The sequence below is a fragment of the Streptomyces sp. NPDC042371 genome, assembly GCF_056437465.1.
The window spans coordinates 98857-111456 of record NZ_JBWKAP010000017.1 but is presented as its reverse complement, the minus strand read 5'-3'; the positions used below and the strand labels follow the sequence as shown (position 1 = coordinate 111456).

The window sequence follows — 12600 nt, the reverse complement described above, 5'->3', positions numbered from 1 at the left end:
CAGGATATGCGGGGCGTTCAGCGGCCTCGCGGCGCGTACATGATCACGGCCATTCCCATGAGGCAGATCAGCGCTCCTGCGACGTCCCACCGGTCGGGCCGGTAGCCGTCCGCGACCATGCCCCAGGCGATCGATCCCGCGACGAAGATCCCGCCGTACGCGGCGAGGATGCGGCCGAACTCGGCGTCGGGCTGGAGCGTGGCCACGAAGCCGTAGATGCCGAGCGCGATCACGCCCGCGCCGATCCAGGCCCAGCCCTTGTGCTCACGCACGCCCTGCCAGACCAGCCACGCGCCGCCGATCTCGAAGAGTGCGGCGAGGACGAAGAGTGCGGCGGAGCGGGCGATGAGCATGGTCAACAGGGTGGCATGCGGTGATCTTGCGGGGGCGCAGTGGCATGTATCGGGGCAATAGGTGTGGTTCCGGTCGGTGTGGTGTGGTGGTGGAGGTTGCTGTGCGGGTTCCTCGGCTGGCTGTGGTGGTGGCTGCTGTGGTGGGTGTGGTGGGCAGTGCGGGGGCCGCGGTGGGCGGTGCGGGGGGCGTCGTCGCCGGGTCCGGTGGGCGTGAGGTCGACCTTGCCTTTCACGGGGACGTGACCCTGCACGCGGGCGTCGTGCGGGTGCGGTTCGTGCCGCGGAACCACGGGCCTTCCGACCTCGCCGACGCCACCGTGCGGCTGCGCTGGTCACTGCCGCTCGCGGACGTGCGGCGGCTGCCCGTGGGGTGTCTGCGGCCGGGCGGGGGCGGGGTGCTGTGCCGCACCGGCGCGCTGGACGCGGGGAGCGTGGGGGAGCCCGTCGAGATCGCGGCGCGGGTGGCGGGGAAGCCCTCCGAGGTACGGGTGCTGATCGGTACGGAGTGGAGCGGCGGGGCCGTGGACCGCAATCCGCGGAACAACGAGCAGTCGGTGCTGGCCCTCGATACGGGGGACGTCTATTACTTCTGATGGCTTACGGCCTACTTCTGAACGCCGTGAATGTGTGCGTCGTACGTTTGCTGTTCGACGCAGATGTATGCCTCCTGGAGGAGCGTTTCCGTCATGGCGAAGAGCGAGAGGGTGGCGAGGGAGGACACGTCCGGGGGGGCGCGGGCTGCTGATGAGTGAGCTGTCCGTCGAGTCCCGGCGCTACATGGCCTCGTACGCCCTCTTCAACCAGCCCGTCGCCGACCATCTCGCACCGCACCCCACCGACGTGCAGTGCCTGAACCTGCTCGGCCTGGAGGGCGGCCCGGTCACCACCGGCCGGGTCGCGGAGCTGACCGGCCTGACGACGGGCTAGGCGACGCGGCTCGTCGACCGCCTGGAGAAGGCGGGCTACGTCGTACGCGAACGGGACACCGCCGACCGGCGGCGGGTGCTCGTCGCGACGGTGCCGGAGAAGGTCGCCGAGTTCGGGCGGATGCCCTGCTCATCGGCCATATGAGGCGCACGGTGGAGTTCAGCGGGGCGCAGGTGGAGCGGATCAGGGGCGGGGAGCTGGACGGCTGACCGCTGGTGGTGCGGTTGCCGGACTGTCAAGGCGATTCGCGGGCCCGCAGGTCGGCTTGTGGGCTCGCGGGTCAGCTCGGGTCGAGCGTGACCCGCCAGTCGTTGCAGGCGTGCCAGTTGCCCTTGGGGTACTCGACGGTCGATTCGCCGCGCAGCGTGAAGCCCGCCTTGCGGCACACCCCGTTCGACGCGCCGTGGTCCGTCGCGGGGAACGCGTGCAGGTGGGCGTGGCGGCCTGCCGCCCGCGCCTTCTCGATCACGAGCCGCGCCGCGCCCGCCGCGACGCCCAGGCCCTGGAACTCGGGCAGGACGCCCCAGCCGGTCTCCCAGACGGGCTCGCCCTGCCAGGTCGTCTCCCAGAACCCGATCGAGCCCGCGGTGCGGCCGTCCAACGTGATGCGGAACATCTGGCCCTTGCCGTCGAGCGCGAGATAGCGGTGGTGGCGGTCCGCGACCTTCTCCTCGGGCTCGGGGCCGCCCAGGTGTGCGGTCATCTCGGGGGTGTTGAGCCGCAGGAGCAGCGCAAGGCCGTCGTCCTCGGACCAGGGTTCAAGACGCATTTCCGGTGCCCGTGATGCCTGTGATCGCTCCATGGCCCCACGGTAGGCGGAGGGTCTGACAAGGGGCCGTGCGGGAACGGGCCGTGCGGGAGTGGGCCGCGCGTGGCCAGACCCCGCGGGAATACGTCGGGCGGCGCCCCCGTTCTGCAGGTATAGTTGAACCGTAAACAACCTGCGGAACCGCGGAGAGTGAGCCAGCCATGCAGTTCGGGATCTTCAGCGTCGGCGACGTGACCGCCGACCCGACCACCGGCCGCACCCCCACGGAGCGCGAGCGCATCAAGGCGATGGTCGCCATCGCCCTCAAGGCCGAAGAGGTCGGCCTCGACGTCTTCGCGACCGGCGAGCACCACAACCCGCCCTTCGTGCCCTCGTCCCCGACCACGATGCTCGGCTACATCGCCGCCCGCACCGAACGGCTCGTCCTCTCCACCTCCACCACGCTCATCACCACCAACGACCCGGTGAAGATCGCCGAGGACTTCGCGATGCTCCAGCACCTCGCGGACGGCCGCGTCGACCTGATGATGGGCCGCGGCAACACGGGCCCCGTCTATCCGTGGTTCGGTAAAGACATCCGCCAGGGCATCAACCTCGCCGTCGAGAACTACGCGCTCCTGCGCCGTCTCTGGGACGAGGACGTCGTCACCTGGGAGGGCAAGTTCCGTACGCCGCTGCAGTCGTTCACCTCGACGCCCCGGCCGCTCGACGGCGTCGCGCCCTTCGTCTGGCACGGGTCGATCAGGTCCCCGGAGATCGCCGAGCAGGCCGCGTACTACGGAGACGGCTTCTTCCACAACAACATCTTCTGGCCCGCCGACCACACCAGGAAGATGGTCGAGCTGTACCGGTCGCGGTACGCGCACTACGGGCACGGCACGCCGGAGCAGGCGATCGTCGGGCTCGGGGGGCAGGTGTTCATGCGCAAGAACTCCCAGGACGCGGTGCGCGAGTTCCGCCCCTACTTCGACAACGCGCCCGTCTACGGACACGGGCCCTCGCTGGAGGAGTTCACCTCGCAGACCCCGCTCACCGTGGGCTCCCCGCAGCAGGTCATCGAGCGGACCCTGTCCTTCCGTGACGGCGTCGGGGACTACCAGCGGCAGCTGTTTCTGATGGACCACGCCGGGCTGCCCCTGAAGACCGTCCTGGAGCAGCTCGACATCCTCGGCGAGGAGGTCGTCCCCGTGCTGCGCGAGGAGTTCGCGAAGAACCGCCCCGCCGACGTCCCGGACGCGCCCACACACGCGGCACGCACCGCCACCACACAGGAAAACGCCACCACACAGGAAAACGCCACCACACAGGAAAACGCCACCGCCCAGGAAGGGGCCACGGCATGAAGCTCGTCGTCGTATCGGCAGGCCTGAGCGTGCCCTCGTCCACGCGGCTGCTCGCCGACCGGCTCGCGTCGGCGGTCGTCGGACACCACTCCGAGGTGACCGTCGAAGTGGTGGAACTGCGCGACCTCGCCGTCGAGATAGCCCAGAGCCTCACCACCGGGTTCCCCGGTCCCGCCCTGGGCGCCGCGGTCGACGCGGTGCGCGACGCCGACGGCCTGATCGCCGTCACACCCGTCTTCTCCGCCTCCTACAGCGGCCTGTTCAAGTCCTTCTTCGACGCGGTCAGCGGGTTCGACAAGGACGCGCTGGCGGGGACGCCGGTCCTCGTCGCGGCGACGGGCGGCACGGCGCGGCACTCCCTCGTCCTGGACCACGCGCTGCGGCCCCTGTTCGCGTATCTGCGGGCCGTCGTCGTGCCCACCGGGGTGTACGCGGCGTCCGAGGACTGGGGCGCGGAAGGGCTCGCGGAGCGGGTGGAGCGGGCGGGCGCGGAGCTCGCGCGGCTCATGAGGCCGGTGCCGGGCGGCCGGACCGCCCCCGACGCCCTCGGGCCCGTCGTCCCCTTCGCGGAGCAACTCGCCGCGCTCGGCAGGGGCTGAGAAGGGAGAGAGCGACGCTCAGGGCCACACCAGGCAGTACGCCTGGTGGCCCGCGTCGTGCAGGCGGTGGCTGAAGTCCTGCCACTCGTTCAGGAGTTGGTACACGTTGAAGGCGTCGCGCGGGCCGCCGCGGTCGGGGACCGTGGACCAGATGAAGGCCGCGGCGCCCACCGACTCCTCGCCGATGCCGCGCAGCGGGTCGACGACGGTCATGGGGAGCTTCACCACGGCGTAGTCCGGGTGGAGGACGACCAGTTCGAGTGGCGGGACCTTGTGCAGGGGTATGCCCTCGATGCCGGTCAGGACCATCGCGGCCATCGTCTCCGGCTTGATCTTCGTGAACATCCCGCCCATGCCGAGCTCGTCACCGCCGAGCTCCTCGGGCCGCATCGAGATCGGCACGCGGGCCGCGGTCGCGCCGTCCGGGGCACCGAAGTACTTGTAGGTCACCCCCACCCCGCCACTCCTGCTGCTCACCCGGTCCCGCCGTGACTCACCCATCCCGTCGGACCCGCCGCGCGCCTGGTCGGGCGCCTGTGCCGGTTCCGCTTCCGCCTCGCGTCGGTGCTTGCCCCGCCGGGCACGCCGGGGGCCCAGGCCGTCGGTCCCCTCGCCCAGTCCGCCACCGCGATGCATATCTCCACCCGACTGCTTTGCCAGGGCGGCACGGCCCTGTCTTTTCTAGGCCTCGCGGCCCCCGCCACGCAACCCGATCATCGTGTCAGTGACCTCCCCCACGTTCACCCGCTAAAACGTGGAGTGAAACACCTGTCCGCAGGATGTCCGGACCCTCTGACACCATGGCTCGTGTGAGCTTCCCGTATAGCGCCCCAGTTTCGCAGACTCTTTTCGACCGTGCGGCGGCCGTGACGCCCGGCGGTGTGAACTCTCCCGTGCGCGCGTTCCGCGCTGTGGGTGGTACGCCCCGTTTCATGGTGTCCGGTGCCGGTCCGTACCTGACTGATGCCGACGGCCGTGAGTACGTCGACCTCGTGTGCTCGTGGGGTCCGATGATCCTCGGGCACAGCCACCCCGAGGTGACCGCCGCCGTGCAGGAGGCCGTCTCGCGCGGCACCTCCTTCGGCACGCCCGGTGAGGGTGAGGTCGCGCTCGCCGAGGAGATCGTGGCCCGCATCGAGCCCGTCGAGCAGGTGCGGCTCGTCTCCAGCGGCACCGAGGCGACCATGTCCGCCATCCGTCTCGCGCGCGGCTTCACCGGCCGCGCCAAGGTGATCAAGTTCGCCGGGTGCTACCACGGGCACGTCGACGCGCTGCTCGCCGCGGCGGGCTCGGGCGTGGCGACGTTCGGGCTTCCGGACACCCCCGGGGTCACCGGTGCCCAGGCGGGCGACACCATCGTCGTCCCGTACAACGACATCGAGGCCGTGCACGAGGCCTTCCACAAGTACCCCGGTGAGATCGCCTGCGTCATCACCGAGGCGTCGCCGGGCAACATGGGCGTGGTGCCGCCGCGCCCCGGCTTCAACGAGGGCCTCAAGGCCGCCTGCGCCAAGAACGGCGCGCTGTACATCTCGGACGAGGTGATGACCGGCTTCCGTACGTCGAAGGCGGGCTGGTTCGGCGTGGACGGCGTGACGCCCGACCTGATGACCTTCGGCAAGGTCATGGGCGGCGGCTTCCCGGCCGCGGCCTTCGGCGGCCGCGCGGACGTCATGGCGCACCTCGCCCCGGCGGGCCCCGTCTATCAGGCGGGCACGCTGTCCGGTAACCCGGTCGCGACGGCCGCGGGCCTCGCGCAGCTGCGGCTCCTGGACGACGCGGCGTACGAGAAGGTGGACGCGGTCTCCGCGGAGCTCCGCTCGCTCGTGACGGAGGCGCTGGCCAAGGAGGGCGTCGCCCACCGGGTGCAGAACGCGTCGAACATGTTCTCCGTCTTCTTCGCCGACCGCGAGGTCCGCAACTACGAGGACGCGAAGGCGCAGGACTCCTTCCGCTTCACCGCGTTCTTCCACTCGATGCTGTCGCAGGGCGTCTATCTGCCGCCGTCGGCCTTCGAGTCCTGGTTCGTGTCCACCGCTCACGACGAGCGGGCCGTCGAGCGGATCGCCGCCGCCCTGCCGGGTGCCGCGCGCGCGGCCGCGGAAGCCACGGAGGTCTCCGCATGACCGCCACCCCGGCGGGCGACGAGCTGACCGTCGTCCATGTGATGCGCCACGGCGAGGTGCACAACCCGGAAGGGATCCTGTACGGGCGGCTGCCCGACTACCACCTCTCCGAGCTGGGCCGGCAGATGGCCGACCGCGTCGCCGAGCACCTCTCCCAGCGCGACGTCACGCATGTCGTCGCCTCGCCGCTGGACCGCGCCCAGGAGACGGCCACGCCGATCGCCAAGGCGCACGGTCTGGACCTCGCCACCGACGGGCGGCTCATCGAGGCGGGCAACGTCTTCGAGGGCAAGACCTTCGGGGTGGGCGACGGCGCGCTGAAGAACCCCGACAACTGGAAGCACCTCGTCAACCCCTTCAAGCCGTCCTGGGGTGAGCCGTACATCGAGCAGGTCGTACGGATGATGGGCGCCCTGGACGCGGCGAAGGACGCGGCCCGCGGGCACGAGGCGGTGTGCGTCAGCCACCAGCTGCCGATCTGGATCGTGCGCAGCTTCGTGGAGAAGCGGCGGCTGTGGCACGACCCGCGCAAGCGGCAGTGCACGCTCGCCTCGCTGACGACGTTCACCTACCGCGGCGACAAGATCGTCTCGGTCGGATATACCGAGCCCGCAAGGGATCTCGTGCCCGCGCATCTGCTCGCGGGTGCCAAGCCGGTGAAGGGTAAGGGCAAGGCATTCGGCGCTTGAGGGCACCCGCTTTCCCTTTCGGCCCCCCGGATTATCGACGTCGCGTAATCGCGCAGCGACTGTATGTCCCGTTCCGGTAAAACAACATAAATAACTGCGACTTACCGGAACCCCCCTGATCGTCGCGCCCTCTAAGTAGTCGTCCGTCTTGCAGGCAGATAGAGCAGGGCCGGACCCAAGGGCGCGACGAATGGGGATGGAATGCGCGACATCAGCCGCAGGGGAATGCTCGGAATCGGAGCCGGCACGGCGGCCGCTTTCGGGCTCGCTGCATGCGGCTCCGGCGGCGGCGATTCGTCGGGGTCCGCGGGAAAGGCCGGGGACGAGCAGGGCGGCGCGGGCAAGCAGCCCGCCAAGCCGATCGGTGACGGGTCGACCGCCTACACCGGCAAGCAGCCCCACCAGCCGGGCAAGCCCGTTCCACTGAAGCCGGGCGAGACGCCGCCGCAGTTCGTGATCTTCTCCTGGGACGGTGCGGGCGAAGTGGGGAACGGTCTGTTCCCGCGCTTTCTGAAGCTCGCCAAGGAGCACGACGCGCACATGACGTTCTTCCTCTCCGGGCTTTATCTGCTCCCGGAATCGAAGAAGCGCATGTACCGTCCGCCGAACAACGGCGTCGGCGCATCCGACATCGGATATCTCACCGACGGTCACATCAAGGACACACTGAAGTACGTCCGCGAGGCCTGGCTCGACGGCCATGAAATCGGCACGCACTTCAACGGGCACTTCTGCGCGGGCTCGGGTTCGGTCGCCAACTGGACGTCCGCACAGTGGCAGGACGAGATCGACCAGGCCAAGTCCTTTGTGAAGAAGTGGCGTACGAACACGGGCTGGACCGACCTGCCTTCGCTGCCCTTCGACTACGACAAGGAACTCGTCGGCGGCCGCACGCCCTGTCTGCTCGGCCAGGACAACCTGCTGCCGACGGCGAAGAAGCTCGGCTGGCGCTACGACGCGTCCTCGCCCGGCGGCCGCCAGCGCTGGCCCCAGAAGAAGATGGGCATCTGGGACCTGCCGCTGCAGGCCATGCCCTTCCCCGGGCACTCCTTCGAGGTCCTGTCGATGGACTACAACATCCTCGCCAACCAGTCGAAGAACTCGACGAAGGCTCCCTCGTACAACTACCCGGGCTGGCGCAAGCAGGCCACGGAGGCGTACATATCCGGGTTCAAGCGGGCCTACGAGAGCAACCGGGCGCCGTTCTTCGTCGGCAACCACTTCGAGGAGTGGAACGGCGGCATCTACATGGATGCCGTGGAGGAGGCCCTGAAGCACATCGCGGGCAAGAAGGACGTGCGCCTCGTCTCGTTCCGCCAGTTCGTGGACTGGCTCGACGTGCAGGACCCCAAGGTCCTCGCCAAGCTCCAGGGCCTTGAGGTCGGCCAGCAGCCCGCGGGCGGCTGGAAGAGCCTCTGAGGCTGCTCCCGGCCGCTCTGAAGAGCGGACTTCGTTCGGTGGAGGGGGCGCGGAAGATCCGCGAAATGGACATGCGAAACTTTTCACATGAGTGTTGCCTGCCGTGCCCCACACCGCATCGATAGCAGCAGTCACCGTCGCAGTCGTGCCGCCCTGCTCACCGCAGGTGCCGCCGTCGCCGCGCTGACACTGTCCGCCTGCAGCTCCGGCGGCACGTCCGGCGGTTCCGGGAACACCAACTTCGTCGCCGGGTCCGACGGCATCGCGACCGTCAAGAAGGCGGACCGCAAGGCGAACCCGTCGCTCGACGGCGAGACCCTCGACGGCAAGAAGCTGAACATCGCCGAGGACTACAAGGGCAAGATCGTAGTCATCAACGTCTGGGGCTCCTGGTGCGCGCCGTGCCGGGCCGAGGCGCCGAACTTCGTGAAGGTCGCCGCGGACACGAAGGCCAAGGGCGTCGAGTTCGTCGGGATCAACACGCGTGACCCCGAGCGGGGCCCCGCGATCCAGTTCGAGAAGGAACACAAGGTTCCGTACCCGAGCCTGCACGACCCGAGCGGGAAGCTGATGCTGCGCTTCCCCAAGGGCTCGCTCAACCCGAACTTCATCCCCTCCACGCTCGTCGTCGACCGGGACGGGAAGATCGCGGCCCGTTCGCAGCAGCCGCTGGACGAAGAGAAGCTGCGGAAGATGATCGACCCCGTGCTCGCGGAGAAGTGATGTCGACGCTCGCGGCCATCAGCGGCCCGAACCAGACCGTTCTGAGCGGGGCCCTGCTCCTCGCGATCCCGGTCGCGGTGCTCGGCGGGCTCGTCTCCTTCTTCTCACCGTGCGTCCTGCCGCTGGTGCCCGGCTACCTGTCGTACGTCACCGGGGTCAGCGGCCAGGACCTCGGCGAGGCGCGTCGGGGCCGGATGGTCGCGGGTGCCGGTCTCTTCGTGGCCGGGTTCACCGTGGTGTTCGTCTCGGCCACCGTCTTCTTCGGTGCCCTGGGGCGCACGCTCAGGGAGCACCAGAGCACCATCAACACGACGCTCGGCGTGGTCATGATCGCGCTCGGGCTCTTCTTCATGGGGCTCATGCCGTGGCTCACCCAGCGCGAGTTCCGCTTCCACAAGCGGCCCGCCGTCGGGCTGGCCGGAGCACCGATAGTGGGCGCTCTCTTCGCCGTCGGCTGGACGCCGTGCATCGGCCCGACCCTCGCCTCGGTCGTCGCCCTCTCCGCGGACGGCGCCAACCCGCAGCGGGGTGCCATCCTCGGTGTCGCGTACTCTCTGGGGCTCGGTATTCCGTTCATCCTCGCGGCGGTGGCCTTCCGCAAGACGCTCGGCGCGTTCGGCTGGGTGAAGCGGCACTACGTCTGGGTGATGCGCATCGGCGGCATCATGATGATCGCGACCGGCCTGCTCCTCGTCACCGGCGCATGGGACAGCATCGTGCAGGAGATGCAGGTCTGGACCAACGGCTACACGGTGGGGATCTGATCCATGAGCAAGACCGAAGCTCCCGAGGGAACGCCCGAAGCTCCCGAGGGCACGACCGAGACCCGTGAGGACAGCGACCTCGGTGCCGCGGGCGCCAAGCTGTCGACCGCCCCACGGGAGCGCGACGAGCCGCCCAACATGCCACGCCTCGGCCCCATCGGCTGGGTGCGCTGGTTCTGGCGGCAGCTCACCTCGATGCGGGTCGCGCTGATCCTGCTCCTGATGCTCTCCCTCGGCGCCATCCCGGGCTCGCTGATCCCGCAGAACAACGTCGACGAGCTCAAGGTCCAGGACTTCATGGACCGGCACACCACGCTCGCTCCGCTCTACGACAAGCTGCAGCTCTTCGACGTCTACAGCTCGGTGTGGTTCTCCGCGATCTACATCCTGCTGTTCATCTCCCTCATCGGCTGCATCGTGCCCCGCACCTGGCAGTTCGTCGGCCAGCTCCGCGGCCGCCCGCCGGGCGCCCCCAAGAAGCTGACCCGGCTGCCCGCGTACACGACGTGGCGCACCGACGCCGAGCCCGAGCAGGTGCACGAGGCCGCGCTCGCGATGCTCAAGCAGCGCCGCTTCCGCGCCCACACCGCGGGCTCCGGCGCGGGCAGCTCCGTCGCCGCGGAGAAGGGCTACCTGCGCGAGGCGGGCAACCTGCTCTTCCACATCGCGCTGATCGTGATGCTGATCGCGTTCGCCGCCGGACAGCTCTTCAAGTCCGAGGGCGGCAAGCTGGTGATGGAGGGCGACGGCTTCGCCAACACCCTCAGCCAGTACGACGACTTCAAGTCCGGCAGCCTCTACGACACCGACGACCTGGCGCCCTTCAGCTTCAAGCTCGACAATTTCGTCGGTACGTACCAGGAGAAGGGCCCCAACCGCGGCACGGCCCGCACCTACCGCGCGGACGTCACCTACAGCGAGGGCCCCGACGGCGCCGAGAAGAAGAAGTCCATCGAGGTCAACGAGCCGCTGGACGTCGACGGCTCGAAGGTCTACCTGATCGGCCACGGCTTCGCGCCCGCCGTCACCGTCCGCGACGGCAAGGGCAAGGTCGTCTACCGGGCGTCCGTGCCGGTGCTGCCCATCGACCAGAACGGCACCGCGACCGGCGCCATCAAGGTCATGGACGGCTACCGCGACAAGAACGGCAAGTCCGACCAGCTCGGCTTCAACGCCTTCTTCGTGCCGACCTTCGCGGGCGTCGGCAAGGGCCAGATGTTCTCGCAGTTCCCCGCCGCGAACTACCCGGTCCTCGCCCTGTCCGCGTACCACGGCAGCCTGGGCGTCAACTCCGGTGTCCCGCAGAACGTGTACCAGCTCGACACCCGCAAGATGACGAAGTTCAAGGACGCCAAGGGCGAGCTGCTCAAGCAGCGGCTGCGCCCCGGCGAGACCATGAAGCTCCCCGACGGGGCCGGCTCGATCACCTTCGAGAAGGACCTCAAGGAGTGGGCGACCTTCCAGATCTCCCAGCAGCCCGGCACCAAGTGGGCGCTGGGCGGCGCGATCGGCGCCGTCCTGGGTCTCGCGGGATCCCTGTTCATCTCGCGCCGCCGCGTGTGGGTGCGGGCGGTCAGGGGCGCCGACGGCGTCACCGTCGTCGAGATGGCGGGCCTCGGCCGCAGCGAGTCCGCGAAGGTTCCCGAGGAGCTCTCCCAGCTCGCCGCCCAGCTGCACGACACGGCGCCGACCGCATCCGAGCCCGACCCGGACGCGGCAGCCGCATCCGATGCCGACCACGACTCCGACGTTGTTCCTGCCGAAGGGGCTGAGAAGTGAATCTCGCCACCACCCTGGCCGCCGAGCCCAATGAGAACCTCGCGCACATCAGCAATGTGCTGATCTACTCCGCGATGGCCGTCTACCTCCTGGCGTTCTTCGCGCACATGGCGGAGTGGCTCTTCGGCAGCCGCAGCAAGGTCGCCCGCACGGCGGCGGCGCTCACGCAGAGCAAGACCGCCGCGGCCGCGGCCGCGCCCGCCGTCACCGCCCAGGCCAAGGGCGGCACGGCGACGCTTGAGCGGCCCAAGGTCGTCACCCGGTCCGTGGCCGGTACGCGCGACGTGCCGGACGGGCCCGGCGCCTCTGCGGGCGACGAGAAGGGGGACCTCTACGGCCGCATCGCCGTGTCCCTCACCGTCCTCGCCTTCCTGCTCGAGTTCGGCGGCGTGCTCACCCGCGCCCTGTCGGTGCAGCGCGCGCCGTGGGGCAACATGTACGAATTCAACATCACCTTCTCCACCGTCGCCGTCGGTGTGTACCTGGTGCTGCTGACGCTGAAGAAGCCGATCGCCTGGCTCGGCCTCCCCCTGGTCACCTCGGTCCTCCTGGACCTCGGTCTCGCCGTCACCGTCCTGTACACCGACAGCGACCAGCTGGTGCCCGCCCTCCACTCGTACTGGCTGTGGATCCACGTCTCCACCGCGATCTTCTGCGGTGCGGTCTTCTACGTCGGGTTCGTCTCGACGATGCTCTACCTCTTCCGGGACAGCTACGAGTCGAAGCTGTCGAGCGGCGGACAGCCCGGCAAGTTCGCCACCTCCGTCCTGGAGCGGCTCCCCTCGGCGGCCTCGCTCGACAAGTTCTCGTACCGCCTGAACGCCGCGATCTTCCCGCTCTGGACGTTCACGATCATCGCGGGCGCGATCTGGGCGGGCGACGCGTGGGGCCGCTACTGGGGCTGGGACCCCAAGGAGGTCTGGTCCTTCATCACGTGGGTCGCGTACGCCGGTTACCTGCACGCCCGCGCCACCGCGGGCTGGAAGGGCCGCAAGGCCGCCTACCTGGCCCTGATCGCCTTCGGCTGCTGGCTGTTCAACTACTACGGCGTGAACATCTTCGTCACCGGCAAGCACTCGTACGCGGGGGTCTGACCCTCCCGTAGCGCC

At 69.3% G+C, this 12600-nt stretch carries 13 protein-coding genes and 1 pseudogene; 11 read left to right on the top strand and 3 right to left on the bottom strand.

What is annotated here, in order from left to right:
- Positions 1–17: 17 nt before the first annotated feature.
- Entirely contained in the window at positions 18–353 is a 336-nt protein-coding gene (locus tag AC068B_RS36230; protein ID WP_478675747.1) for a YnfA family protein, read from the bottom strand.
- 128 nt (positions 354–481) lie between these two features.
- Between AC068B_RS36230 and AC068B_RS36225 the strand changes: the two genes are divergently transcribed.
- Entirely contained in the window at positions 482–946 is a 465-nt protein-coding gene (locus AC068B_RS36225) for a hypothetical protein (protein ID WP_478675746.1), read from the top strand.
- A 151-nt stretch (positions 947–1097) separates the two neighbouring features.
- Positions 1098–1489: pseudogene (locus AC068B_RS36220) on the top strand (MarR family winged helix-turn-helix transcriptional regulator).
- 71 nt (positions 1490–1560) lie between these two features.
- On the opposite strand, the gene AC068B_RS36215 reads toward AC068B_RS36220, so the two are convergent.
- The gene (locus AC068B_RS36215; RefSeq protein WP_478675745.1) at positions 1561–2049 is read right to left on the bottom strand and encodes a GNAT family N-acetyltransferase; all 489 of its coding nucleotides are present in this window, start codon (positions 2047–2049) and stop codon (positions 1561–1563) included.
- A gap of 200 nt (positions 2050–2249) precedes the next feature.
- Between AC068B_RS36215 and AC068B_RS36210 the strand changes: the two genes are divergently transcribed.
- Both AC068B_RS36210 and AC068B_RS36205 read left to right on the top strand, forming a co-directional pair.
- Complete coding sequence (locus AC068B_RS36210; protein ID WP_478675744.1) at positions 2250–3392, top strand: LLM class flavin-dependent oxidoreductase; 1143 nt, start codon at positions 2250–2252, stop codon at positions 3390–3392.
- Positions 3389–3991 (top strand): FMN reductase, encoded by a 603-nt coding sequence (locus AC068B_RS36205; RefSeq protein WP_478675743.1) that lies wholly within the window; start codon positions 3389–3391, stop codon positions 3989–3991. The genes AC068B_RS36210 and AC068B_RS36205 overlap by 4 nt, the downstream gene beginning before the upstream one ends.
- Positions 3992–4009: 18 nt before the next feature.
- Here AC068B_RS36205 and AC068B_RS36200 read toward each other — a convergent pair whose 3' ends face one another.
- The gene (locus tag AC068B_RS36200) at positions 4010–4627 is read right to left on the bottom strand and encodes a hypothetical protein (RefSeq protein ID WP_468555637.1); all 618 of its coding nucleotides are present in this window, start codon (positions 4625–4627) and stop codon (positions 4010–4012) included.
- Positions 4628–4791: 164 nt separating this feature from the next.
- Here AC068B_RS36200 and hemL point away from each other — a divergent pair, with 164 nt between their 5' ends.
- From hemL to ccsB, 7 genes are all read left to right on the top strand, one after another.
- Entirely contained in the window at positions 4792–6117 is a 1326-nt protein-coding gene (hemL, locus tag AC068B_RS36195) for a glutamate-1-semialdehyde 2,1-aminomutase (RefSeq protein ID WP_478675742.1), read from the top strand.
- Complete coding sequence (locus AC068B_RS36190; RefSeq protein WP_478675741.1) at positions 6114–6806, top strand: histidine phosphatase family protein; 693 nt, start codon at positions 6114–6116, stop codon at positions 6804–6806. The genes hemL and AC068B_RS36190 overlap by 4 nt, the downstream gene beginning before the upstream one ends.
- Before the next feature lie 201 nt (positions 6807–7007).
- Positions 7008–8225, top strand: a complete 1218-nt coding sequence (locus AC068B_RS36185) for a polysaccharide deacetylase family protein (RefSeq protein ID WP_478675740.1) — start codon at positions 7008–7010, stop codon at positions 8223–8225.
- A gap of 87 nt (positions 8226–8312) precedes the next feature.
- Positions 8313–8948: a TlpA family protein disulfide reductase gene (locus tag AC068B_RS36180; RefSeq protein ID WP_356252151.1), complete on the top strand. Its 636-nt coding sequence runs from the start codon at positions 8313–8315 to the stop codon at positions 8946–8948.
- Positions 8948–9712, top strand: a complete 765-nt coding sequence (locus AC068B_RS36175; protein ID WP_468555644.1) for a cytochrome c biogenesis CcdA family protein — start codon at positions 8948–8950, stop codon at positions 9710–9712. Before AC068B_RS36180 ends, AC068B_RS36175 begins: the two co-directional genes overlap by 1 nt.
- 3 nt (positions 9713–9715) lie before the next feature.
- A complete protein-coding gene (gene resB / locus AC068B_RS36170; protein WP_478675739.1) occupies positions 9716–11491 on the top strand; it encodes a cytochrome c biogenesis protein ResB in 1776 nt (591 codons plus the stop codon).
- Positions 11488–12585, top strand: a complete 1098-nt coding sequence (gene ccsB, locus AC068B_RS36165) for a c-type cytochrome biogenesis protein CcsB (protein ID WP_478675738.1) — start codon at positions 11488–11490, stop codon at positions 12583–12585. Before resB ends, ccsB begins: the two co-directional genes overlap by 4 nt.
- Positions 12586–12600: the final 15 nt, after the last annotated feature.